Raw genomic sequence first — 23,993 nt, 5'->3', positions numbered from 1 at the left:
GCCCCATGGCGGCGGATGGTCAGCGATAATAGCGGCGGGCGCGGCGCTCGGCCTCGCGCACCGCTTCCTCTGGCGTGGCCTGGCCGGAGGATGCGGCGGCGAACATCTGCACCGTCACGTAATCGGCGGCGACCGAGCCGGATGCCTGGCTGATCGGGCCCTTGTAGCCGGACCAGAATTCCACCGTGTTGGTGTCGCGGTAGACGGCCAGCTTGGGGTCGGACTTCCAGACATTGCTTTCGGCATAGGCGTTCAGCGGATGCGACCAATAGCCGCCGCAGCCGGTCAGCCAGGCGTCGTACTGCTCCGCCTCCATCATGAAGCGCAGGTATTCCTTGGCGGCGTTGGGGAACTTGGTGTGCTTGAACACCATGGCGTTCAGCAGCAGCACGTTCTCCGCCATCTTGCCGCCGGGGGCGGTCGGCATGCGGGCCATGCCGGTATCCTCGGCGACGGCGGCCGTCTTGGGGTCGTTCTTCAGCGCGAAATACATGGAGACGCCGTTCTGCGTCAGCCCGATCTCGCCTGCCGCATAGGCGCGGTTGTTGTTCACATCACCCCAGGACAGCGTGCCGGGGATAAAGGTCTGGTAGAGTTCCTTGGCATATTTCAGCGCGTTGATGGTCTCGGGGCTGTTGATGGCGACCTTGCCGGCCTCATCGACCACCATGCCGCCATGGCTCCAGAGCAGCCAGTTGCAATAGGCATTGCCGTCGCCCACCGCGTTGCCCAGCGCGAAGCCGGCGGGGTGGCCGTTTTTCTTCAGCGCCTGGCAGGCCTTCAGGAAGCCAGCATGGTCGGTCGGCAGGCTGTCGAAGCCCGCCTCCTTCAGCCAGGAGATGCGGTAGACGCAGGGGGCGCCGGAGCCGCCCATGGGCAGCGCGATCCACTGCTCCGTGCCCCACTTCTTGCCGAAGCGCTGCGGCAGCGCCATCCAGCCCCCGTATTTCTGGCCGAGATAGGTGGCCAAGTCCGTCAGGTCCAAGGTCTTGTCGGCATAGATATGCGGGTCGTCCGCCCAGGCCACCACCACGTCCGGCCCGGCGCCGGTATTGGCCGCCACCGCGGTCTGCGGCCGCAGGTCTTCCCAGCCGGCGAAATCGACGCGGATCTGCACGCCGGTCTGCTCGGCGAATTTCTGGGTGTTCTGGCGGAACACCGTCTCGTCGGCATCGACGAACTTGGTGGGGCGCAGCACGCGCAGGGTCGCGCCCTTCTCGATCTCCAGCTTCGGCGCGGTGGCATTGCCGGTGGGGATGGCGGCGCGGGCCAGGCCGGGCAGCATGCCGGCGGCCATCGCGCCGGCACCGAGGCTGAGGGCCCCGCGGCGGGTCAGGTTATGCATTCTTGTATTCCTCCTTGCTGGGGCGCCTGGTTTTTCTTTGCGCCCGTTCCTGCAATCAGTTCAGCCGCTGCCCCGTCTCGCCATGGAACAGATGCGCCAGCGCCGGGTCCGGCATCACATGGATGGTCTCGCCCACGCGGGCGGAGACGCGCTCGCGGAAGGCACCGACCACGGCGGCCTCGCCGCTGCGGCCGGTGACCTGGGTTTCGGAACCGGTGGGCTCCACCAGCGTCACCGTGATGGGCACGCCCGCGCCATCCAGCCGCAGATGCTCCGGCCGCACGCCATAGGTGGCGCGGCTGCCCTCGGGTGCCGAGGCGCCGGTGGGCAGCGGCCAGGGCGCGCCGCCGCCATCGGGGTGGAAGGCGCCACCGCGCACCGTACCCGGCATCAGGTTCATGGCGGGGGAGCCGATGAAGCCCGCGACGAACAGGTTGGCCGGGCGGTCGTAAAGCTCCAGCGGCGCGCCGATCTGCTCCACGTTGCCGCCATGCATCACCACGATCTTGTCGGCCATGGTCATGGCCTCGATCTGGTCGTGCGTGACGTAGATGGTGGTGGTCTTCAGCCGCTGGTGCAGGTCCTTGATCTCGGCCCGCATCTGCACGCGCAGCTTGGCATCGAGGTTGGACAGCGGCTCGTCGAACAGAAACACCTGCGGGTGGCGCACGATGGCGCGCCCCATGGCCACGCGCTGCCGCTGGCCGCCGGACAACTGGCGCGGGTAGCGGTCCAGCAGCTTGTCCAACCCCAGGATGCGCGCGGCGCGCATCACTTCCCGGTCCATCACCTCGGCCGGCGCCTTGGCCAGCTTCATGGAGAAGGCCATGTTGTCCCGCACCGTCATGTGCGGATAAAGCGCGTAGTTCTGGAACACCATGGCGATGTCGCGGTCCTTGGGCGCGACATCGTTGACGACGCGGCCACCGATCGAGACCTCGCCGCCCGAGATATTCTCCAGCCCCGCGATCATGCGCAGCAGCGTGGATTTGCCACAGCCGGAGGGACCGACCAGCACGACGAATTCACCATCCTCGATGCCCACGTTCACGCCGTGGAGGATGGCGGTGCTCCCGAAGTTCTTGCGGACGTCACGAATTTCAACAGTGGCCATCGTCAGGCGGCACCGTACGGGCGTGCGCGCCCGTTTGCGCAATTGCGCATTCCCTGGACTCCCTGCTCACTGCCCGCTTCGCGCGGGCTTGAGGTCGAGCCTAGGCATTCCTGTGCCGGGCTGGCAACAGCGCTGTTGCCTATTTCAGCAAGAATGCAGAAAGCCAAGCCAGAGCCAGCAACTGCAGCCGGCAGGCCAGTTGATACAGCGCCAGCGCGCGCCGCAGATCCGCCGGCGTGGCCTCCGCGCGGCCATCACCCATCCAGCCATCCTCGACCCGCGTTTCGCCATAGACGCGTGGCCCCGCCAGCCGCAGCCTCAGCGCGCCGGCCATGGCCGCCTCCGGCCAGCCCGCATTGGGCGACCGGTGATGCCTCGCATCCCGCCACACCGCCCGCCAGGCGCCACCGGCATCCGCCCCCGGCAGCAATGCCGCCGCCAGCCAGATCCAGAAAGCCGCGAGGCGCGAGGCCGGCAGATTTACCAGGTCATCCAGCCGCGCCGAGGCCCAGCCGAAGGCCGCGTGCCGCGCCGAGCGATGCCCCACCATGCTGTCCGCGGTATTCACCGCTTTATAAAAAACAATCCCCGGCAACCCGCCCAGCGCGCACCAGACAGCCGGCGCCACCACGCCATCGGAAAAGTTCTCCGCCAGGCTTTCCGTGGCGGCGCGCACCACGCCGGCTTCGTCCAGACTCTCCGGATTGCGGCCGACGATCATGGACACCGCCGCCCGCCCGCCCTCCAGCCCACGCTCCTCCAGCCCCTCCGCCACCGCCTGGACATGCTGGTGCAGGCTGCGCTGCGCCGGCAGCGTCGCCGCCAGCACCGCCAGCACCGCGAGCCCGCCCCAGCCCAGCGGCAGCAAGGCAAGCTGCAAGGCGGCAGCAGGAAAAAGCACAACCAGAAGCAGTATCAGCAGCGCCAGCACACCCATCGCGCGCCGCTGCGCGAAGCTCTGCGTCTCCAGGTTCAGGCGGCGGTCCAGCCAGCCGATCAGCGCGCCGAACCAAACCACGGGGTGGCGGATGGCGCGGAACAGGCCGGGCGGGTAGCCAATGACCGCCTCGATCAGCAAGGCGCCTGTCAGGATCAGGATGTTTTCCGGCATCGGGGTCCGTGGTCTTTGTGGCATCCGGGGCCAAGGGGGCGCTGCCCCCTTGGAACCCCCGCCGGGGTGACAGTGTCACCCCGGACCCCGCCATCTGCTTTCAGAAATGACAGGCCGGTGGCTGCGGCTTCAGCCCGCGTGGCCCTTCATCGGAACCACGCGCCCGCGCCGTGCCGCGCCAAACCCGCAGCGGGGTCCGGGGTGGACTTTCCACCCCGGCGGGGTCGCAAGGGGCAGCGCCCCTTGGCCCCGGCCGCCACAACAGGCGCCACCCTCATTCCGCCTCGCTTCCCCATTCCGCCACCCGCGCCAGATGGTCATGGTCGCGGCGCACCGGGCTGCGGCGGGGGTGGGGGCGCGCCATGAAGCGGCGGTCTCCCAGCAGGAAGTCGCGCAGCAGGGCTTCGGTATTGTCCAGCGCATCGGCGGCCAGGGCCATGGGGTCGCCCTTCACCGGCTTCACCTCGCCCGCCGTGCCGCCGCCGGACAGGCGCCAGTAGGTGAGGGCGGAGGTCGGGGAGGGCGGAATGCCCTCGAAGCCGCCGTGCTCGGCGATGGCAGCTTCCAGCGGCAACTGCGGCGCGCGGCCGTCGGCCACCTCGCCGCTGCTGGGCGGTGTGCCGGTCTTGTAGTCGATCAGCGCCAAGCTGTGGTCGCAGAGCCGGTCGATGCGGTCGGCGCGCACCTTCAGGAAGATGCCGGTGCCGCGCAGTTCCAGCCGGCCCGGCACCTCGGCATGGCGCTGCAGGATGCGGTGGCCGGCGGCGGCCGCGGCTTCCTGCGCCACCACGAACTCCCCGATGCGCGCCAGGCGCGGGCGCCAGAAGGCCAGCAACCCGGGGCGGGCGGCGGCCTCGGCCAGGGTCTGCTCGGCGGCCTCGGCGTACCAGGCGCGGGCCTGGGCGGTGTCCCAGGGCTGGCCGTCCAGCTTCTGGGTCCAGCGCTTCATGGTGTTGTGCACCAGGTTGCCGTAGTCGCTGGCGCCCACCTCGGCATCCAGCGGGTCCAGCGGCACCAGGCGCAGCACGCGGCGGGCGTAGTAGCCATAGGGGTCGGCGACGAGGTCGGCGATCTCGGTGACGGTGATCTCGCGCGGGCGGGCCTCGGGCGGCGGGCAGGGGGCGGGGCGGGGGCAGGGGCGCACCACCTCCGGCATGTCCAGCGCGGCGGCCCAGGCCACGGCGGGGCTCTGCGGCAGGGCGAGGCCCTGGCCGCTCTCATCCCGCTGGCCGCCCAGGAAGGTTTCCAGCCGCGTCAGCCAGCGGGAGGGCACGGTGGGGCTGCCCGCCCGCTTGCGCGCCCGCGCCAGCACGGCATTGGGGGCGGAGGCGGCGGCCAGCAGGAAATCGGCGGCGACGCGGCCGATGCGGGCCTCAGGCTCCGGCAGGCCGAAATCGGCGCGCATGGGGCGGCTCATCCAGGGGCCGGGGTCGGTGGCCTGGGGCCAGACGCCTTCCTCCAGCGCGCCCAGCACGGCGAGGTCGAAATGCAGCAGCCGGGCTTCCAGCAGGCCCAGGATGGCGACGCGCGGATGCCGCCCGCCCTCCCGCCCCCGGCTGATGCGGACACTGGGGGCCAGCGGGCCTTCCAGCGCCACGTCGAACAGCGCGGGCCAGGAGGCCGGGGACATCGGCGCCAGCTCGCGGAAGGCGGGCTGCAGGCTGGCGAGATGGACGGCCAGGGGCTCGCCTTCCTCGCCCGCATAGAGCCGAAGGCCGCCGGGGCGGGCGTCGGTGGAGGCCAGGGCCTCGGCGGCGTTCAGATGGGCGCTGAGCAGGTCGGCGGGCGGCCGCGCCGGGCTGTCGGGCAGCTCGAAAAAATCGCCCAGGGCGCGTTCCAGCGCATCCAGCAGGCCCATGGCACGGGCCAGCAGGGCGGCGTCGCGCTCGCGGCCCAGGGCCTCCCGCGCGCGGGCGCGCAGGCCGGGCAGGCCGGGGGCAGGGCGGGGGCCGCGCAGGCAGCGGCGTTCCAGCAGGCGCACCGCCTCCATCCAGGTCTGGCGCGGCATGCCGCCGGCGGCCATGGGGTGCTTTGCCAAGGCCAGCAGCGGGACAGGAGCAAATCCCTCGGCCACGGCGCGGGCCAGCAGGCGCAGGAAGGCGCCGGCGGGGGTCTCGCCCAGCGGCTGGCCGGCGGAATCATCGGCCAGGATGCCGTGGCGGGTCAGCTCGGCGGCGACGCGGCGGCCGAGGTCGCGGTCCGGCGTGATCAGCGCGGCGCGGGCACTGGGGGTTTCCAGGGCCTCGCGCAGCAGCAGGGCGATCGAGACCGCCTCGGACTGCACATCCGGCGCGTCCAGCAGCGAGAGGCCATCCAGCGCCGGCTTCCAGTAGTCCGGCTGGCGGTCCAGCCAGGCATCGAGCCCGGCGGCGGGGCGCAGCGCGCGGGCCAGCAGCTCGGCCCGGCGGGCGAGGTCGAGGTCGCCGGAAGGCCGCCCCTCCGGCTTCAGCCCGGGCGCGCCCAGCCCGTGCCAGGGGCGGATATCCTCCAGCACCGCGCCCATCTGCCGCAGCAGCCGGTACTGGCCGCAGAGCGGGTGGGTCGGGCTCTCGGCGATCACATCCCACAGCTCGGCGGACATCTTTTCCACGCCGTCATGCAGGATCACGGCGCCGCGCGGCAGGGTGGCCACCACGCGCAGCAGGTCGGCGGCGGCGGGGATGGTGCCGCCGGCGCCGATGCCGGCGGCGAAGACCGGGTCGGTAGGCGGGTTCTCGCGCCATTCCTGCGCCTGGGCCTCCAGCGCGGCGACGCGGCGGGGGCCGATATCCATCAGCCCCTGGTCTTCCAGCCAGCCTTCCCAGGCCTCCACCACGCCGCGCAGGAAGGTGATGGTCACCTGCCAGTGGGTGGCGAATTCCTCGGGCACCAGTTCCGGCAGCTTGCCGGGGTCGCAGCCTTCCAGCGCGATCTCGTCCAGCAACTCGCCCAGGGCGCGCGCCAGGCGCCAGGCCTGTTCCGGCCCATTGGGGCCGCCGTAGCGGGGCGGCAGGCGCAGCACGAGTGAGGTCAGCACCGCCTGCCGCCGTGCCGGGTCCACCGCTGGCGGCAGGTCCAGCAAGCCGGGCAGGGCCAGTTCGTCCGCGTCTTCCACCGAAAGCCCGGTCAGCGCGCGCATGACGGGCAGCAGCAGGGTTCGCCCGTCGGCGCAGCGCAGGAAGGCCTCGCGCAGCGCCATGGCGGCGCGGCGGGTGGGCAGCAGGATGGTGACGCGGGAGAGCGCGGTGGGGTCGGCGCCCGCCTCGCCCATCTCCTCGATCACGCCGCGGGCCAGCGTGTCCAGGAAGGGCAGATGGGCGGGGATGTTGTAGAGGCCGAGGCCCCGTCGCGCCGACCCGGACATGGGTTGCCTTTCGTCAGAACATCGCCCGTGCCAGGCCGGTGGCCAGGGCATTCTCGGCCACCCGCAGGTCGCCGGGGCGGGAAAGATGGAACCAGGCGCCGTCATGCACCAGGCCGAACAGCCGGCCATTCTCGATGGCGCGGGTCCATTGCCGGTGCAGGGAGAAGGCGCCTTCCGGGCTGCCTTCCATCAGGCGCGGGTGGATGATCTGCACGCCGCCATAGACATAGGGCGCCACCTCCCGCTCCTTCGGCCAGCGGACGCGGCCGAGGGGGTCGAGCAGGAAGTCGCCATGGCCGATCTCGCTATCCACCTGAGAGGCGCGGACCATCAGCAGCAGCCCGTCCATCTCCTCCGGGTCGAAGCGCTCGGCGAGGCGCTCGATGGTGGAAACCGGCCCGTCCAGCCAGAAGGCATCGCCATTGACGACCAGGAAGGGGTCCTTGCCCAGCAGCGGCAGGGCATTGCGGATGCCGCCGCCGGTTTCCAGCAGCGTGTCTTCCTTGACCACCTTGGGCGGATGCGCGCGGGCGGCGCAGACATCCTCGATCAGGTGCGGGAACCAATGGGCGTTCACCACCACATTGCCGATGCCGGCTTCATCGATGCGGTCCAGCGCGTGGTCCAGCAGGGTGCGGCCGGCCAGCGGCAGCAGGGGCTTGGGGCGCGCCTCGGTCAGCGGCCGCATGCGGGTGCCGAGGCCGGCGGCCAGCACCATGGCGGAGGAGAGAGGCGTCACGCAGTGGTTTCCTTGAGAGCAGCAGGGTTCTGGCGCAGCCCGGCCGGCACGTGGCGGTCCAGGAAGCGGCGCAGCGGCAGGGTGGCGGGGTGTTCCAGCGCCTCGGCCAGCAGGGCCCAGCAGCGGGGGCCGTGGCGCAGGTAGCTGGGCTTGCTGTCCCGCCGCGCCAGCCGCACCCAGAGCGCGGCGACGCGCAGGTGGCGCTGCGCCGCCATGGCCGCCATGGCGGCGGTGAAATCCCCGGCATCCAGGTCGGGGCGGGCGGCGAGATAGGCTTCCATGGCCGCGCGCCGCACCGCCGGCGCCACGTCCCGCCGCGCATCCTGCAGCAGGCTGACAAGGTCATAGGCGGGGTGGCCGCGCGCCGCGTCCTGGAAGTCGATGATGCCGACGCGCCGCGCGCCGGGGCGGTCCGGCAGGTGCATCAGGTTGGCCGGGAAATAGTCGCGATGCACGAAGCCATTGGCGCCGGCGAAGGGCTCCAGCATGGCGCGCAGGGCTTCGGCGAATTCGCCGCGGATGGCGTCGGAAGGGGCCTCGCCGAAGGTCGTGGGCCACCACCAGTCCAGGAAGGTCAGCGCCGCCATGCGGGCCATGGCCGGCGCCTCGTAATCCGGCAGGCCGGGCGGCGGCGGGGCGGCATGCAGCGCCGCCAGGGCCTCGGCCGCCGCGACATAGAGCGGCACGGGGTCGGCGCCGGCATCCAGCAGCCCGGCATGGGTCTCGCGGCCCAGGTCCTCCACCAGCAGCAGGCCATGGGCGCGGTCTTCCGCCAGCACCTCGGGCGCCGAGAGGCCCAGGCCGCGGATATGGGCGCCGATGCGCAGGAAGGGCAGCAGGTCCTCTTCCGGCGTCAGGCCCACCCTGGGGGCATCGGCGCAATCCATCAGCAGCGCCGGGCGCGGCACGGCGCCGGACAGGCGCGTGTAGCGGCGGTGCCCGGCATCCTGCGGCAGGGCCGCGCGTGCGGCCCCGGCATAGCCGGTGGCGGAAAGGAAGGCCTCGATGGCGGGAGAGAGGGAAGCGTTCATGCTGCGGCTGGTTCCTGGCGGCATGGGCCGGATTTGCCAAGGGTTGATCGCGCCCAGGTGGGTTGCGGGCGCATCAGGGCAGCAGTGCCTCCATGCGCGGGCCCCAGCCGAACAGGGTGACGGTGCGCAGGTCGCCCGCCACCGGCTCCAGCCGCAGGTGCAGCGCATCGGGCGGGGTCAGGTATTCCAGGCGCTGCGGCCATTCCACCAGCACGATGCCGTCCCGCGCTTCCTCCCAGCCCAGTTCCTCCAGCTCATCAGGGCCGGACAGGCGGTAGAGGTCGAAGTGATGCGCGGTGCAGGCGGGCAACTCATAGGCCTGCACCAGCGTGAAGGAGGGGGAGGGCACCTCCAGCGCCGGGTCGCCGCTGGCGGCGCGCAGGAAGGCGCGGGCGAAGGCGGATTTGCCGGCGCCCAGCGGCCCTTCCAGCAGCAAGGCATCGCCGGGGCGCGCCACGGCGGCGGCGCGGGCGGCCAGGGCCTCGGTGGCGGCCAGGTCGGGCAGGGTGAAGATCAGGCTGTCCACAGGCATCGGGGGAATATCCCCCGCCGGCGGGGGGCGGCACAAGGGCGCCGCTGCGGCCCGGCGGGCGCGACGGGGACGGTGGCCCTGTCTCGCCCGATGCGCCTTGCATGGACCGCGCCGCTTCCGCTTAATCCACCGAAATCCGGAGGAAACCTGATATGCGCGCACTGGCCTCTGCCTGCCTTGGCGGGCTCGCCACCATCCTGGCTGCCGTCGCCGCCCCGGCCGCCGCCCAGCCGGCCACCGACATGGTGGCCGCCATCCGCGCCCGTGGCGCGCTGGCCTGCGGCGTCACGCCCTCCACCGTCGGCTTCGCGACCCCGGGATCGGACGGGCGCTTCCGTGGCCTGGATGCCGATTACTGCCGCGCGATCGCCACCGCCCTGCTGGGCGATGCCGAGAAGGCCCGCATCCAGCCCACCACCACGCAGCAGCGCTTCACCCAGCTGCAATCCGGCGAGATCGACGTGCTCTCCCGCGTCACCACCTGGACGCTGGCGCGCGAGGCCTCGCTCGGCCTCGCCTTCGCGGCGGTGAATGTTTATGACGGCCAGGGCTTCATCGTGAAGAAGTCCGCCGGCGTCACCTCCGCCAAGCAGCTGGACGGCGCCAGCATCTGCATGCAGCCCGGCTCCACCACCGAGCTGAACGCGGCGGACTGGTTCCGCACCAACAACCTGCGCATGACCCCGGTGCTGATCGAGGACATCGAGGAAGCCCGCAAGGCCTTCTTCTCCGGCCGCTGCGACGCCTATAGCACCGATGCCACCTCACTGGCCGCGCTGCGCTACAACCAGGGCGCCAATGCGGAGCAGTTCGTGGTGCTGCCGGAGATCATTTCCAAGGAGCCGCTGGGCGTCGCCATCCGCAAGGGCGACTGGCGCTTCTACGACATCGTGCGCTGGACCCACTTCGCGCTGCTGGCGGCCGAGGAGATGGGCCTGACCAGCGCCAATATCGACAGCCAGGCCAATAGCACCAACCCGGATGTGCAGCGCTTCCTGGGCAAGACCGGCGACCTCGGCAAGATGATGGGGCTGGAGCCGGACTGGGCGGTGCGCGTGGTGAAGGCCGTGGGCAATTACGGCGAGATCTGGGACCGCAACCTGGCGCCGCTGGGCATCCAGCGCGGCATCAACAACATCTGGACCAAGGGCGGGCTGCACTACGCGCCGCCGATGCGCTGAGGCCATGGCCGGAGGCCGGGCGGGTGCCGCCCCCGGCACCCGGCGGCCAAGGGCATGGATGACGGGGCGGGCATGACCCTGCCGCCCCTGGGGGGCAAAAGCCGCACCCCTGGCCAGCGGCAGGCCCGGTTCCGGTCTGCCGCGATATGCCCTATGCACCGCAGCCTCGACACGCGGAGAGACACCGAATGGCCGACGCTACCCACCCCGCCGTTGCGCATGAAGCCGCCATCACGGCCGATGTCGCCGTGATCGGCGCTGGCCCCACCGGGCTCTTCGCCGTGTTCGAATGCGGCATGCTGCGGATGAAATGCGTGGTGATCGACACGCTGGAGGCCATCGGCGGCCAATGTGCCGCGCTCTACCCCGAGAAGCCGATCTACGACATCCCCGCCCACCCGGCCATCGCCGGCGCCGAGCTGATCGCGCGGCTGGAGGAGCAGGCGCAGCCCTTCGCCCCCATCTACCTGATGGGCCGCCGGGTGGATGCCCTGGCCGAGGACGGCGAGGGTGGTTTTGTTCTCCGCACCAGCCAGGGTGAGCAGGTGCGGGCCAAGGCGGTCATCATCGCCGCCGGTGCCGGCGCCTTCGGCCCCAACCGGCCGCCGCTGGCAGGCCTGGAGGCTTTCGAGGCCACGGGCGCCGTGCGCTACATGGTCTCCCGCCGCGAGGAACTGCGCGGCAAGCGGGTGGTGATCGCCGGCGGAGGCGATTCCGCGGTGGACTGGGCCTTGAGCCTGAAGGACGTGGCGGCGCGGGTGACGGTGGTGCACCGCCGCCCCAAGTTCCGCGCGGCGCCGGAAAGCGTGGCGCAGATGGAAGCCGCCGCCGAGCGCGGCGAGATCGACCTCGCCATCCCCTACCAGTTGCATGGGCTGGAGGGTGCGGAAGGCGAGCTGGACCATGTGGTGCTGGCGACGCTGAAGGGCGAGGAGCGGCGCGTGCCGGCCGACCACCTGCTGGCCTTCTTCGGCCTGTCGATGGAACTGGGGCCGATCGCGGAATGGGGGCTGGGGCTGGAGCGCAGCCACATCACCGTGAACCCCGCGACGCTGGAAACCAGCCGCCCCGGCATCCATGCCATCGGCGATATCGCCACCTATCCCGGCAAGCTGAAGCTGATCCTGCAGGGCTTCTCGGAAGCGGCGATGGCGGCGCATGCCATCCATCCCCGCATCTTCCCGGGTGAGGCGCTGCATTTCGAATACAGCACCTCGAAGGGCGTGCCGCTGGGCTGAGGCGGCGCGGGCGGGACGCATGGCGCCCCGCCCGGTTCCGGGTCAGCTGAGGAAGATCCAGTTGTCGTGGGTCTGCTCGGCGGTCTGGATGCGGTTCTCCAGGCTGTCGGAGAAGCCGAGCAGCACATCGGCGCGGCTGGCGCCGCTGTTCAGCGCATTCATCCAGTTCTGGAAGCCGGCGCTGTCGGAGCCACGGCCCAGCACGTTCTGGTAGAGCTGCTCGACGAAATTGCCGTTGTCGAGGCCACCGTACTTCTGCTGGTACTCGTCCGAGTTCATGAAGCCCTGCGCCACCCAGGTGAGCGACTGGCCGGATTCCAGGTGGTTGTACCAGAAGTTCAGACCCGCGGTTTCCGGCGCGCGGTTCAGCGCCGCCTCGTAAAGGCGGTAGGCATGGCCGTATTCGTCATCGCCCATGACGGAAAGGTTGTTCACCACATTCTCGAAGCTGGTGGAGAAGCCGTAAAGCGCGGCGTCGCGCCCGCCGCCGCTTTGCAGCAGGGTCAGCCAGTTCTCGACGCCGGCCTGCTCACCCTCGCGGCCCAGGACGTTGCGGTAGAGCTGCTGCACGAAGCCGAGGTCGTCGAGGCTGCCATAGGCATTGCGGAATTCGTCGGATTCCGTGAAGCCGGTGGCCACGCCGCGCTCGGTCTGGATGCCGGACTCGACGCGGTTGGTCCAGAATTCCAGGCCATCGGCATCCGCCATGCGGTTGAAGGCAGCCTTGTACAGATGCGCCACTTCCTGCGCCACGCCGCTGGCATCGAAGCGGCCCACACCGTCGCTGAAGAGCACATACTTGCCGTCGGTGATCGTGGTGCTGCCGTCGCGGCCGCTGACCTGGTCCTGCAGGTAGAGCTGGCCGAGGTCGGTGCGGGCCAGGATGTACTCGCTGTGCAGGCCGCGGGCATTCACGTCATTGGGCAGGCCGCCGCCATTGCCCAGGCCGATGCCGACATTGATGCCGCCCTGGCCATCCAGTTGCACGCCCAGCGGGCCGCTGAAATCGCCGTTGATGGCGAGGCGGGCCACCTGCTCCGTGCCGTTGTAGACCTGCAGGACGCCATTGGCGTAGCTGGCACTGGTGGCGACCGGGATGTCGCGGAAGGAGATGACATCATCCGCGTCGAAGCCCCGGATGCCGCTCAGCAGGCCGATGTCGAGGTCATGGTCCACCACCAGCACGCCGCCCACGCCGGTGAAGTTGATGGGCGAGGCCACGTTCAGGTTGATGGTGTTCGACAGGTCGAGCTTGCCGCCGTCGCCGATATCGAAGTTGGTGAGAACATTGATGCCGGCGAGGTTGCTGATCTCCAGCGCGGCGTGCTGCACCGTGATGGAGGAAAGCAGGCCGATGCTTGCCGTGCTGAAGGAAACCACCACTGGGTCGTTGGCAGGCGTGGCGTCGTTGCGCTCCACCACAATCCGGGAGCTGGCGCCGAGGGTGACATTGTAGTCGCCCGATGTGGAGATGGTTCTGCTGGACAGCAACGGAACGTTGATCAGCGTGCTCGCTTGGCTTTCTCCATCTTGACCGGCCCCGATGCACAGGTACCTGAAGCTGATCTCAAGCCCGGATACTGAACAAACCTCTTCCCTTCGCTGGCGCGGCATTGCGCGGCGTTTCGGCGGTTCTGGATCCGCAAAGTATCCGATCCCGGATCAAGGCGGATTTAGAATAAAAGCTGAGTTCCAAAGTGCAGGGATTTTTCGCGACATGCCGCGGCATCGTGCGGGTTTGTCCCCGCCATCCCGGCTGCCATGGCCGCTGCTGAGAAGCGGGCCGGCAGGGCGGCTCGCGCTCTGCCTGTGGGGCTGGTTCAGCCCTCGCCCTTCATGGCCGGCACCAGCAGGCCGAGGTTGTGGCGGAACATCGCCTCGTAATCCGGCGCCGGGCCGTCGGGGCGGGACAGCGCATCGGCATAGAGCTGGCCGCGCACGGTGACCCCCGCCTCGGCCGCCAGGCGCCGCAGCGTGGCGGGATTGGCCATGTTCTCCAGAAACAGGGCGGTGATGTTCTGCCGCTTCAGCAGGCGGATCAGCCGCGCCACCTCGGCCGCCGAAGGCTCGCTGTCGGTGCTGATGCCCTGCGGCGCCAGGAAGCGCACGCCATAGGCGGCGGCGAAATAGCCGAAGGCATCGTGGCTGGTGACGACCTGCCGCCGTGGCTCCGGCACCGTGGCGATCTGCTGCCGCACCCAGCCATCCAGCGCCGCCAGCCGGGCGAGATAGGCTTCCGCCCGCATGCGGTAGCCTTCGGCGCCCTCGGGATCGGCCGCCGCCAGGGCAGCGGCGATGGTGCGGACATAGCTCTGCCCGTGCCGCAGGTCCTGCCAGGCATGCGGGTCCTGCGCGTGGCCATGGTTGTGGCCGTGGCTGTCCTCCAGCGCGCGGGGCGTGATGCCCTCGCTGGCGGTCGCCACCGGGCCGCGATAGCCAGCGGAGCGCACCAGCCGGTCCAGCCAGGCATCGAAGCCCAGCCCGTTGCGCACCACCAGCCGGGCGCCGCGCACCGCCTCGGCATCGGCGGGGCGGGGCTGGAAGCTGTGCGCATCCACATCCGGCCCGGCGATGACGCGCAGCGCCACCCGCTCGCCGCCGATCTGCCGCACCATGTCGCCCAGGATGGAGAAGGAGGCGACCACCGGCACCGTGCCCTGGGCCTGGGCCGCGCGGCTGAGGAAGGGCATGGCCAGGGGCAGGGCCAGCAGGTGGCGGCGTTGCATGAGGAATGCTCCTGTCATGTTATATCATAACATTGCCTGATCGGTCGCGGCGATGCAAGCCGGGCAGGCTGGCACGGCCAGCGGCGCATCGGCTAAGCCGCCGTGCAAGGAGGGTGCCTGCCATGCGCATCGTCGTGATCGGCATTTCCGGCGCGGGCAAGAGCACCCTGGCGGCGCAACTGGCCCAGGGCCTCGGCGTGCCGCATGTGGAGCTGGACGCGCTCTACTGGGAGCCCGGCTGGACCATGGCCAGCCCCGCCGCCTTCGCCGCGCGGGTGGAAGCCGCCACCGCCGGCCCCGCCTGGGTAGCGGACGGCAACTACCGCGCCGTGCGGCCGCTGCTCTGGGGCCGCGCCACGCATCTGGTCTGGCTGGATTACGGGCGGCCGGTGATCATGACCCGCGTCATCCGCCGCTCCCTGCTGCGGGCGCTGAGCGGGCGGGAACTCTGGAACGGCAACCGCGAGCACTGGCGCAACCTGCTGGAGCCCGGCCACCCCATCCGCTACGCCTGGCGGCAATGGGCGCCACGGCGGCGGGAGCTGGAGGCGCTGCTGGCCGGCGGCGAATATCCCCACCTTTCCGTGCTGCGCCTGCGCAGCACGGCCGAACTGCCCGCCGCCCGCGCGGCGCTGCTGCGGCAGGCCGGAAAGGGCTAGAGCTTCAGCTCCACCAGCACCGGCACATGGTCGCTGGCCTGGGTCCAGCCGCGCGCCGGCTTGTGGATCTGATGGCCCGAGAGCTTACCCACCAGGTCGTCGCTGACCCAGACATGGTCCAGCCGCCGGCCCTTGTCCGCCGCCGCCCAGTCCTTCGCGCGGTAGGACCACCATGTATAGACCTTCTGCGGCTCCGGCAGCATGTGGCGGATGGCGTCGCGCCATTCGCCGGCCTGCTGCCAGCCGGTCAGCGCCTCCACCTCCACCGGGGTGTGGGAGACGATCTTCATCATCTGCCTGTGGCTCCAGACATCATGCTCCAGCGGCGCGATGTTCAGGTCCCCCACCAGCACGGAGCGGCGCGTCGGCCCGCGCCCGCGGTTCCAGGCCGTGGCCTCGGCGATGAAGTCCAGCTTATGGGCGAATTTCGGATTGACCTCGCGGTCCGGGATGTCACCGCCGGCAGGCACGTAGAAATCGTGCAGCTCCAGCCCGCCCGGCACATCGAGATCGACGCCCAGGTGCCGGCAATCTCCCTTGCCGCACCAGTTCGGGTCGTCGTGCCGCACCGTGAAAGGCACGCGGGAAAGCACGGCGACGCCGTTGTAGCCCTTCATCCCCCGCATGGCGCGATACGGGAAGCCGAGCGCCTCGGTTCCATCATGCGGGAAGAATTCGTCGGGGCACTTGGTCTCCTGCAGGCAGATGACGTCTGGCGCCATGTCCCGCACCAGATCCGCCAGCAAGGGCAGGCGCAGGCGGACGGAGTTGATGTTCCAGGTGACGATGCGGAGGGAGGTCATGATCCGCCAGGGATAAGCTGGGCGGCGGCCGGGGCCAAGGGGGCGCCGCCCCCTTGGGACCCCCGCTGGGGTGACAGTGTCACCCCAGACCCCGCCATTCTTTTCGGGTGGCGGGGTGGTGCCGCCGAGGGTCATGGACCTTCGGCGACCGCGGCTTCAGCCCGTGCGGCCTTACTGAGAAATGACAAGCACAGCGTCCGGACCTGGCGCTGAAAACGCGCAGCGGGGTCCGGGGTGGACTTTCCACCCCCGGCGGGGGCCTGGGGGCGGCGCCCCCAGTCTCGGCAGCCGCAAATAGACCATGATCACGGCCACGTGATCGCGTAGCATGCCTATCATGCGCCACGCCCTGCCTGTCCTGGCTCTTCTGCTGCTTCCCGCCTGCACCTCCTGGCTGCCGGACCTTTCAGGCATCCCCGGGGCGGAAACGCTGGGCTTGGCCACATCCATGCCGGAGGCCGAGGCGGAGGAAGTTCCCGCCTCCGCTCAGGCCGCCGCGGCGGGGGAGCCGGCGCTGCACCTGCGCTGGGGCAGCCGGGCCGTGGTGGCGGTGCTGGCGCAGCAGAGTGGCGAGAACCGCATGTGGCGCAGCCCTGGCGGCATGGTGGTGGCGACGGATGGCGCCCGGGTGGTGGCCACCGCCGGGTTGCGGGACTGGCTGGCGGCGACGCGGCTGGATGGCCCGGACCCGCTGGACGAGCCCTTGCAGTTGCTGGGGCGGGAGGTGGCCTCGCGGCGGCAGGTGGACCTGATGCGGTCCGACCGCTCGCCGGAGGGGATGCGCTTCGGGCTGTCGCTGAACTGCCGGCTGCGCGGTGGCCTGACGGATGGGGTGCAGGCGCCGCCGGTCCTGCTGATCACGGAACGCTGCCGGGGCAGCGGGGAGAGTTTTGTGAACCGTTTCTGGGCGGACCCGGAGACGGGCGGGATCTACCGTTCTGAGCAATGGATCGGCCCGCCGGGGCCGCTCTGGGTGGAGGTGGTCAACCCGCCTTCCAGCTGAGCCCGGCGCGGCGGACGCGTCGCACCACATAGGCTAGCCAGAGCAGCTGCACCGCCAGCGGCGGCAGGATGACCAGCGGCTTGGCCCAGCCGGGCAGGCCGGCGAAGCTCAGGGCCAGGGCGCCCTGGAACAGCGCGAAGCCGGCATGGGTGGCGGCCACGGCCGGCACGGACATGCCGCTGCGCTGCGCCATCTGGTACAGGTGGGTGCGGTGGGGCGTGCTGACCCGCTCCCCCATCCAGGCGCGGCGGAGCAGGGTGAAGCCGGTGTCGAAGAGCAGCGCGAAGAGCAGCAGCGGCACCAGCAGGAAGGAGAGCTGCGCGGCATCGAAGCGCGCAGCGGCGACGCCCAGCACCGCCAGGATGAAGCCCAGGAACTGGCTGCCGACATCGCCCATGAAGATGCGGGCGGGCGGCAGGTTGAAGGGCAGGAAGCCCAGGATGCCGGCGCCCAGGATCAGGCAGGCGGCGTAGAGGAACCAGCCGCCCTGCGCCCCCGCCAGCACCGCCAGCACGGTGCAGGTGATCAGCGTGACGCTGCCCACCAGGGAATCCAGCCCGTCCATGAAGTTCACGGCATTGGTGCAGGCGACGATCCAGAACAGCGTCAGCGCGGGGCCGAGCCAGCCCAGCTCCACCACGCCGATCCAGGGCAGCGCCAGCTTGCTGACCGTGAGGCCGCTGGCCACCGCCACCAGGGCCGCCAGGGCCTGGGCGCCCAGCTTCACCACGAAGCGGAAGTTCTTCACGTCATCGGCCAGGGCCAGGGCGGCGATGGCCAGGGCGGCGAGGATGACGCCGATGAACTGCCGGTCCGCGACGCGGGCGAATTGCGCCGTCAGGAAGAGCGCCAGCATCCCCGCCATGAAGGCCGCGACGATGCCGATGCCGCCGCCCTTGGGGGTGGGGTGGACATGCGCCTTGCGGTGGTCCGGGTGGTCCAGGATGGGAAAGGCGATCATCAGCCGCACCAGCAGCGCGGACAATGCGGCCAGGCTGGCGCCGAAGACGAGGTGTTCCAGGATGGCTTGGGCGGTCATGGGGCTCTCTTGGCGGGAAGGCCAGGCCGGCGGGCGCCGCCCTTCCGGGCATCCCCGCCGGGCGGTCGGGCCCGGCCCGGGGCTCCCGCTTCCGGTGATCAGGCTGCGGCTTAGGCCATAGGGGCAGGCGGGCGTCAAACGATGCGCGGGCTGCGCCGCGCGCGGGGCTCAGGGTTGCAGGCGGGCGGGGTCCAGGCTGGCATAGATGTCGCCGCTATTGGCCTCGGGCGGCAGGGCTTCCAGCCAGCGGGCCAGGGTGCCGGCATGGGCGGGGGCGGGCAGGGCGAAGCGCATCTCCTCCCCCAGGCAGGCATTGAAGCTGTAAGGGCCCAGGCCTTCGACGATACGCAGCGCGTCCAGCGCCACGTCGCGCTGGATCAGCGTGAACTCGAAGGACAGGGCCCGCACCGGGCGGGAAAGGCCGGCCAGCGCCTGGGCCTCGAAGCCTTCCACGTCGATCTTGATGAATTCCGGCGCCCCATGCGCCGCCGCCAGGGCATCAAGGGTGGTGACGGGCAGGGTGACGGCATCGTCCCAGTGCTGCCCTTCCCAGCCCGGCGCACCGGCGGCGGCGGCGAGAAAGGCCTCGGAGGCCGTGGCGACGGTGGGGTTGGCGCGGTTCAGCCGCAGCGTCGCTTCCCCCGCCTGGTCGCCGACCAGGGCGGCGACGCGGGTGACGCCGGCATCCCGCCCGAACAGCAGGCGCAGCAGCCGGGCCAGCCGCGGCTGCGGCTCCACCGCCACGGCGCGGGCACCGAGCCGGCGGAAGCTGGCGGTGCGGTCCCCGACATGGGCGCCGATGTCGAAGCCCAGCTCGCCCGCGCCCAGGAAGCGGGCCTGGAAGGCATCCAGCGCCGCCGCCCGGCCGGGGGCGTAATAGGTCCGCAGCGAATGGCCGATGGCCGAAGCCGTGCTCATGCGAAGACCAGCGCGGCGCCGCCGGCCAGCTCTGGCGGCACCATCAGCCCTTCCGGCGCCGGGCGGGTGTCGAGCCCCTGGAGGATGCGGGCGGCGGCGGCGGCGCCGTCCTCGGTGCGCAGCACATATCCGGCGATGAAGGGCAGGGTGGGCGCCGCCACGCCCGGCAACACCGCCGCCAGCGCCTCGGGCGGCAGGATGCGCACCCGGCCCTGTGGCAGCGGCAGCGCGAAGCCGCCCGCCGGGTCTGGCTCCAGCACCGCGCCGGTCAGGCGGGACAGCCGCGCGGCGGTCTCCGCCGGGGTGGGGGAGGCCAGGATGGCGGCTTCCAGCGCCACGGCGCCATTGGCATGGCGCATCCACTGCTCCTGCCACAGCAGCTCCGGTGTGTGGTGCTGGATCAGTTGCAGCCGCCCTTCCGGCGCATCCGGCACCGGCAGGCGGGAGAAGCGGGCCAGCGGGCCATCCGGCGCGCTGTCGTCCACCGGGCGCTGCAGGGGCGCCACGGCCGGGATATCCAGCCCGGCGGCGCGCAGGCGCGGCAGCTCGGCTTCCGCGTCCTCCACCCCGAAGGCCAGGATATGCAGCCCGCGATAGCGTGCGACGAAGCGGCCGACGTTGTTGTCGAATAGGGCCGGGTCCAGAATGCCCAGCAGTTCCACATAGCCGTGGCGCAGCATGGCGCAGCGGTTGCCGGTGCCCAGCCGCTCCACCGGCGCGCCGGGCCTGCGCGGGCCGGATTGCCGCGCCACCGGCGTCAGCGTGAAGCCGAGCCGCTCATAGGCCGCCCAGAGCGCCTCGGGCTGGTCGGTGCAAAACCCGACATGGTCGAGCGAGGCGGCGCTCACTGCTGCGGCGCCTCGTATTTTGCCAGGCGCCATTCGGCGGGCTCGGCGGCAGCCTCGGCGTACCAGCGCTGCATCAGCGGATGCGCCCGCACCGCCTGCATATAGGCCTGCGCCGCCGTCGAGACGGCAGGGCGCCAGGTCAGGAAGCGGCAGACCACGGGCGCATACATCACATCCGCCGCGCCCATCTCCGCCCCGAAGAGGAAAGGCCCGCCGGAAGCTTCCAGCGCCGCCTGCCAGATGGCGTCGATGCGTGCCACATCGGCCATGGCCTCGGGCGTCGCGCCCTCTCCGGCGCGGGTGTTCAGGATGGTCATGGGCATGTTCTGCCGCAGCGGGCGGAAGCCGGCATGCATCTCGGCGGCGATGGAGCGCGCCCAGGCGCGGGCAGCGCGGTCCGCCGGCCAGAGATGCGGCGCGAATTCGGCGCAATATTCCACGATGGCGAGGCTTTCCCAGACCTTGGCGCCGCGATGCTCCAGGTAAGGCACGGTGCCCGAGGGCGTGGCCTCCTTCACCGCCGCCGTGGCGCCGCCCGCCAGCGGGATCACCACCTCCTCCACATCCAGCCCGGCCAGATGCACGGCCAGCCAGCCGCGCAAGGACCAGGAGGAATACATCTTGGTCCCGATGAAAAGCCGGCCATCCGCCATGGCGCATCTCCCCTGTGCTGCTGCGCGGGAGCCTATGCGCTGATGGCGGCAGGGGAAAGCCGGGGCGGCGATGACAAGAACGGGGGAACCGAAGCCAGATGCTGCCAGCCACGCCGGATCCTGCTGCAATGCCGGTGCCCAGAAACAGGAGGACCGGCATGATCACCCGCAGGATCTTTGGCGGCTGCGCCCTTTGCGCTGCCTTGGGGCTGGTGGCGGCACCGGCCTCGGCCCAGGCCCCTGGTGTCAAGCGCACGACGCTGAAGCAGGAGCCGCTGCCCGGCACCAACTACGTCACCATCCAGATGATGGTGGAGGTGGAGCCGCAATCGGCGATCCCCCGCCACACCCACCAGGGGCACGAGGCCACCTACATCATCAGCGGCGCGATGGACCTGGACATCGAGGGCCAGGAAACGCTGCATCTGAAGGGCGGCGACAGCTTCCTGGTGCCAGCCGGCGTGCCGCATAGCGGCCGGGCGACCGAGGCCACGCGTTTCTTCGCGACCTATGTGGTGGACAAGGACAAGCCCTTCTCTTCACCGGCGCCGGGATAAGGAAAGGCCGGGGGAATGAATTCCCCTGGGATCCCCATCTTTTTTCTTCGAGTTTTTCCCGGGAGTGGGTTCAGCTTTCAAAAGAAAAGGGGCCCCATTTCAGGAACCCCTTCCGGCCTCGAAGCCCGAAGCCAAACCGGCAGAAAGAAGATGGGGTCTGGGGAATTCATTCCCCAGCCTTTTCTCAGTCGTCCATGTCGCTCCGCCGCGCGAGAACCTCGCGCTTGCCGACATGGTTGGCTGGCCCGACGATGCCTTCCTTCTCCATCTGCTCGATCAGCTTGGCGGCGCGGTTGTAGCCGATGGACAGGTGCCGCTGGATGAAGGAGGTCGAGGCCTTGCCTTCCCGCGTCACCAGCGCCACCGCCTGGTCGAAGAGGCCCTTCTCGCCGTCGGACGCACCGGCGATGCCGGACATGCCGGAATCGCCGCCCGCTTCCTCGTCGCTTTCGGTGACTTCCTCGATATAGGCGGGCTCGCCCTGCTCGCGCAGGAATTCCACCACGCGCTCCACCTCGGCGTCCGAGACGAAGGGGCCGTGGACGCGGGCCACGCGGCCGCCGCCGGCCATGTGCAGCATGTCGCCCTGGCCGAGCAGCTGCTCGGCGCCCATCTCGCCCAGGATGGTGCGGCTGTCGATCTTGCTGGTCACCTGGAAGGAGATGCGGGTCGGGAAGTTGGCCTTGATGGTGCCGGTGATGACATCCACCGAAGGCCGCTGCGTGGCCATGATGACATGGATGCCGGCGGCACGCGCCATCTGCGCCAGGCGCTGCACGGCGGCCTCGATCTCCTTGCCCGCCACGATCATCAGGTCGGCCATCTCGTCGATGACCACGACAATCATCGGCAGCGGCTCCAGCGCCAGCGGCTGGTCCTCGAAGACGGGGCGGCCGGTGTCGGGGTCGAAGCCGGTCTGCACGCGGCGGGTCAGCACCTCGCCCTTGCCGCGCGCGGCATTCACCTTGTCGTTGTAGCCGCCGATGTTGCGCACGCCGAGCTGCGACATGGCGCGGTAGCGGCGCTCCATTTCCCGCACCGTCCACTTCAGCGCGCCGATGGCCTTGGGCGGCTCGGTCACGACCGGGGCCAGCAGATGCGGGATGCGGTCATAGACCGAGAGTTCCAGCATCTTCGGGTCGATCATGATGAAGCGGCACTCATCCGGGCTGAAGCGGTAGAGCAGCGACAGGATCATGGTGTTGATGCCGACCGACTTGCCCGAGCCGGTGGTGCCGGCGATCAGCAGGTGCGGCATGCGCGCGAGGTCGGCGATGACCGGGGAGCCGCCGATGTCCTTGCCCAGCACCAGCGGCAGCCGCGCGGTGTTGGAGGCCCATTCGGCGCTGGCCATCATCTCGGAGAAATAGACCGTTTCCCGCCGCTCGTTCGGCAGTTCGATGCCGATGACGTTGCGGCCAGGCACCGTCGCGATGCGCACCGCCATCACGCTCATGGAACGCGCGATGTCGTCGGCCAGGCCGATGACGCGGGCGGACTTGGTGCCGGGCGCGGGCTCCAGCTCATAGAGCGTGACCACCGGGCCGGGGCGGATCTCCACGATGCGGCCGCGCACGCCATAGTCTTCCAGCACGGATTCCAGCAGGCGGGCATTGTCCTGCAGCGCCTGCTCGTTCGGGCCGTCGTTGCGGCGGGTGGGCGGCGCCTGCAGCAGGTCGAGCTGCGGCAGGCGGAAGCGTTCGGGCTGCGGCAGCGGCTGCGGCACCCGGGCAGGCTTGCGCGCCGCCTGCGGCTCCGGCGCGCGGGCGACGATGCGGCGGGAGGCGGGCTCCTCCACCTCTTCCTCGATATGCGCGCGGGAGCGGGGCGGCGGTGGCGGCATCACCGCATCGTCGTCGTCCTCCTCGCCAGGGGCGGGCATCACGACAGGACCGCGCGAGGAGAGGCCGGGGCCGCGCGACAGGGTGGGCGCGCGGCGCTGGGCTGGCTGCGGGGCGGCGGAGGCGGCGGCATCCGCCGCGCGCAGCATGGCCGAAAGCTGTGGCGAGGGCGCTTCCCGCCGGCGGGCGAAGAGCCCGCCCACGGCACCGCCCATCGCGGCGAAGGGCGCGGCCAGGCGGCGGCCGATGCTGGGGCCGCGCTCGGCCTCCGGCTCATCCTCCGCCGGCGCGGCCCAGTGAGGCTGCGGCGGCGTGGCGGCGGTGGTGCGGCGCAACAGGCCGCTGGTCAGCTCGGCGCCGCCACGTGCCGCGCGGCCGGCGCTGCGGCCCATCTGCATCCAGGCCAGCAGCGGCACGCCGATGGCGGCGAAGGACAGCGAGCCCGCCAGGGCCACCACCACCACTTCCCCGCCCAGCTTGCCCAGCGGGCCGAGCAGTCCCTGCGCGGTGCTCATCACGCTATTGGCCAGCAGCTCGCCGATCGCGCCGCCGGGGCCGGCCAGGGTCGGCCCGCCGCTGCCCATGGGCAGCAGGTGCAGCGCGCCGGCCAGCAGCGGCAGGGCGCCCAGTACCGCCGCCGCCCGCCCGGCGAAGGGCGCCAGGCCCTTGTGCGTCGCCAGCCGCCAGGCCCAGCCCAGGGCCACGGCGGAAGGCAGCATCGCGGCCCAGCCGAAGCCCTGCAGCAGCAGGTCGGCGACAATGGCGCCGACCGGGCCGGCCAGGTTGGTCACCGGCCGCTCGGCCGCGGTGGAAAGGGACGGGTCCGCCGGGTTGTAGCTGACCAGCGCCACCAGCAGGGCGCCGCCGGCGACGGCCAGGACCAGCCCCGCCATTTCCGCCCCACGGCGGCGCAGCGCGGCCTTGACGGCGGGGGAGGCAAACTTCCGGGCCCCGGCGGCCAGCCGGCCACCAGACGAGGATGAAGATGCAGGACGGTCGGCAAGAGCGCGGGACATGGGCCTCGGTCGTCTGATGCTGAGCAATAAGATCAGGCTAGCACGACAAAGGCTTGGAACAGAACGCATAAGGTGCAGGTATTGCGTTCACTACAACCGGGGACGAAGGGACGCGGCCCCTGCGGGTGCCCCTGGTCCCGCTGCGGGTCCCGAGGAAGTTTGCGGCAGGCGCCTGCGTTCTGCGGAAATGAGCTGGCGCCAAGCCGGCTGAACCGGCAGCCGCAGGAGGCCCGTGACCTTTGGCGGAGCCGACAGTCACAAAACAGCTGGCGGGGGGTGGGGTGGCGCCCGCCCGG

General features: G+C 70.9%; 20 protein-coding genes. 5 read left to right on the top strand and 15 right to left on the bottom strand.

The features are described from left to right. Nucleotides 1–19: 19 nt before the first annotated feature. The 7 genes from EBE87_RS01875 to tsaE all read right to left on the bottom strand — a co-directional run bounded on the left by EBE87_RS01875 (nt 20) and on the right by tsaE (nt 9,215). The gene (locus EBE87_RS01875) at nt 20–1,345 is read right to left on the bottom strand and encodes an ABC transporter substrate-binding protein (protein WP_120638840.1); all 1,326 of its coding nucleotides are present in this window, start codon (nt 1,343–1,345) and stop codon (nt 20–22) included. Between the two features lie 55 nt (nt 1,346–1,400). Then, nucleotides 1,401–2,459: an ABC transporter ATP-binding protein gene (locus EBE87_RS01870; RefSeq protein ID WP_120638839.1), complete on the bottom strand. Its 1,059-nt coding sequence runs from the start codon at nt 2,457–2,459 to the stop codon at nt 1,401–1,403. A 139-nt stretch (nt 2,460–2,598) separates the two neighbouring features. After that, entirely contained in the window at nt 2,599–3,570 is a 972-nt protein-coding gene (gene cbiB / locus EBE87_RS01865) for an adenosylcobinamide-phosphate synthase CbiB (RefSeq protein ID WP_120638838.1), read from the bottom strand. Between the two features lie 274 nt (nt 3,571–3,844). Further along, on the bottom strand, nt 3,845–6,913 hold the full coding sequence (gene addB / locus EBE87_RS01860) for a double-strand break repair protein AddB (protein ID WP_122139838.1): 3,069 nt from the start codon (nt 6,911–6,913) through the stop codon (nt 3,845–3,847). Nucleotides 6,914–6,926: 13 nt separating this feature from the next. Then, nucleotides 6,927–7,652 (bottom strand): nucleotidyltransferase family protein, encoded by a 726-nt coding sequence (locus EBE87_RS01855; protein ID WP_233553300.1) that lies wholly within the window; start codon nt 7,650–7,652, stop codon nt 6,927–6,929. Next, the gene (locus EBE87_RS01850; protein ID WP_120639275.1) at nt 7,649–8,683 is read right to left on the bottom strand and encodes an aminoglycoside phosphotransferase family protein; all 1,035 of its coding nucleotides are present in this window, start codon (nt 8,681–8,683) and stop codon (nt 7,649–7,651) included. Before EBE87_RS01850 ends, EBE87_RS01855 begins: the two co-directional genes overlap by 4 nt. A gap of 73 nt (nt 8,684–8,756) precedes the next feature. Then, nucleotides 8,757–9,215, bottom strand: a complete 459-nt coding sequence (tsaE, locus tag EBE87_RS01845; protein ID WP_120639276.1) for a tRNA (adenosine(37)-N6)-threonylcarbamoyltransferase complex ATPase subunit type 1 TsaE — start codon at nt 9,213–9,215, stop codon at nt 8,757–8,759. 152 nt (nt 9,216–9,367) lie between these two features. On the opposite strand from tsaE, the gene EBE87_RS01840 reads away from it, so the two are divergent. Together EBE87_RS01840 and EBE87_RS01835 are read left to right on the top strand one after the other, a co-directional pair. Further along, nucleotides 9,368–10,396, top strand: a complete 1,029-nt coding sequence (locus EBE87_RS01840; RefSeq protein WP_120639277.1) for an amino acid ABC transporter substrate-binding protein — start codon at nt 9,368–9,370, stop codon at nt 10,394–10,396. A 188-nt stretch (nt 10,397–10,584) separates the two neighbouring features. Continuing rightward, nucleotides 10,585–11,634, top strand: coding sequence for an NAD(P)/FAD-dependent oxidoreductase (locus EBE87_RS01835; RefSeq protein WP_120639278.1), 1,050 nt, complete (start codon nt 10,585–10,587; stop codon nt 11,632–11,634). A gap of 42 nt (nt 11,635–11,676) precedes the next feature. On the opposite strand, the gene EBE87_RS01830 is transcribed toward EBE87_RS01835, so the two are convergent. Both EBE87_RS01830 and EBE87_RS01825 read right to left on the bottom strand, forming a co-directional pair. Next, on the bottom strand, nt 11,677–13,125 hold the full coding sequence (locus tag EBE87_RS01830) for a DUF4214 domain-containing protein (protein ID WP_158600945.1): 1,449 nt from the start codon (nt 13,123–13,125) through the stop codon (nt 11,677–11,679). Between the two features lie 329 nt (nt 13,126–13,454). Then, nucleotides 13,455–14,360, bottom strand: a complete 906-nt coding sequence (locus EBE87_RS01825; RefSeq protein WP_120639280.1) for a metal ABC transporter solute-binding protein, Zn/Mn family — start codon at nt 14,358–14,360, stop codon at nt 13,455–13,457. A gap of 122 nt (nt 14,361–14,482) precedes the next feature. Between EBE87_RS01825 and EBE87_RS01820 the strand changes: the two genes are divergently transcribed. Further along, the gene (locus EBE87_RS01820) at nt 14,483–15,019 is read left to right on the top strand and encodes a P-loop NTPase family protein (RefSeq protein WP_120639281.1); all 537 of its coding nucleotides are present in this window, start codon (nt 14,483–14,485) and stop codon (nt 15,017–15,019) included. Here EBE87_RS01820 and EBE87_RS01815 read toward each other — a convergent pair. Next, entirely contained in the window at nt 15,016–15,822 is an 807-nt protein-coding gene (locus tag EBE87_RS01815; protein ID WP_120639282.1) for an exodeoxyribonuclease III, read from the bottom strand. The genes EBE87_RS01820 and EBE87_RS01815 overlap by 4 nt on opposite strands. Nucleotides 15,823–16,159: 337 nt before the next feature. On the opposite strand from EBE87_RS01815, the gene EBE87_RS01810 reads away from it, so the two are divergent. After that, nucleotides 16,160–16,825: a YjbF family lipoprotein gene (locus EBE87_RS01810; RefSeq protein WP_120639288.1), complete on the top strand. Its 666-nt coding sequence runs from the start codon at nt 16,160–16,162 to the stop codon at nt 16,823–16,825. On the opposite strand, the gene EBE87_RS01805 is transcribed toward EBE87_RS01810, so the two are convergent. From EBE87_RS01805 to EBE87_RS01790, 4 genes are all read right to left on the bottom strand, one after another. Next, entirely contained in the window at nt 16,806–17,864 is a 1,059-nt protein-coding gene (locus EBE87_RS01805; protein ID WP_120639283.1) for a glycosyltransferase family 4 protein, read from the bottom strand. The genes EBE87_RS01810 and EBE87_RS01805 overlap by 20 nt on opposite strands. A gap of 168 nt (nt 17,865–18,032) precedes the next feature. Then, nucleotides 18,033–18,782 (bottom strand): FkbM family methyltransferase, encoded by a 750-nt coding sequence (locus tag EBE87_RS01800; RefSeq protein WP_120639284.1) that lies wholly within the window; start codon nt 18,780–18,782, stop codon nt 18,033–18,035. Further along, the gene (locus EBE87_RS01795; RefSeq protein WP_120639285.1) at nt 18,779–19,630 is read right to left on the bottom strand and encodes a VOC family protein; all 852 of its coding nucleotides are present in this window, start codon (nt 19,628–19,630) and stop codon (nt 18,779–18,781) included. Before EBE87_RS01795 ends, EBE87_RS01800 begins: the two co-directional genes overlap by 4 nt. Continuing rightward, nucleotides 19,627–20,283: a glutathione S-transferase family protein gene (locus EBE87_RS01790; protein ID WP_120639286.1), complete on the bottom strand. Its 657-nt coding sequence runs from the start codon at nt 20,281–20,283 to the stop codon at nt 19,627–19,629. Before EBE87_RS01790 ends, EBE87_RS01795 begins: the two co-directional genes overlap by 4 nt. A gap of 158 nt (nt 20,284–20,441) precedes the next feature. On the opposite strand from EBE87_RS01790, the gene EBE87_RS01785 reads away from it, so the two are divergent. Next, on the top strand, nt 20,442–20,840 hold the full coding sequence (locus tag EBE87_RS01785) for a cupin domain-containing protein (protein WP_120639287.1): 399 nt from the start codon (nt 20,442–20,444) through the stop codon (nt 20,838–20,840). A 184-nt stretch (nt 20,841–21,024) separates the two neighbouring features. Here EBE87_RS01785 and EBE87_RS01780 read toward each other — a convergent pair whose 3' ends face one another. Further along, nucleotides 21,025–23,697, bottom strand: a complete 2,673-nt coding sequence (locus EBE87_RS01780) for a DNA translocase FtsK (RefSeq protein WP_199726483.1) — start codon at nt 23,695–23,697, stop codon at nt 21,025–21,027. Between the last annotated feature and the right edge of the window lie 296 nt (nt 23,698–23,993).

This window comes from Teichococcus wenyumeiae (genome assembly GCF_003696345.1).
GTDB classification, from domain to species: domain Bacteria; phylum Pseudomonadota; class Alphaproteobacteria; order Acetobacterales; family Acetobacteraceae; genus Pseudoroseomonas; species Pseudoroseomonas wenyumeiae.
Note: the sequence above shows the minus strand (reverse complement) of the source record. Positions and strands in the feature narration are given on the sequence as shown.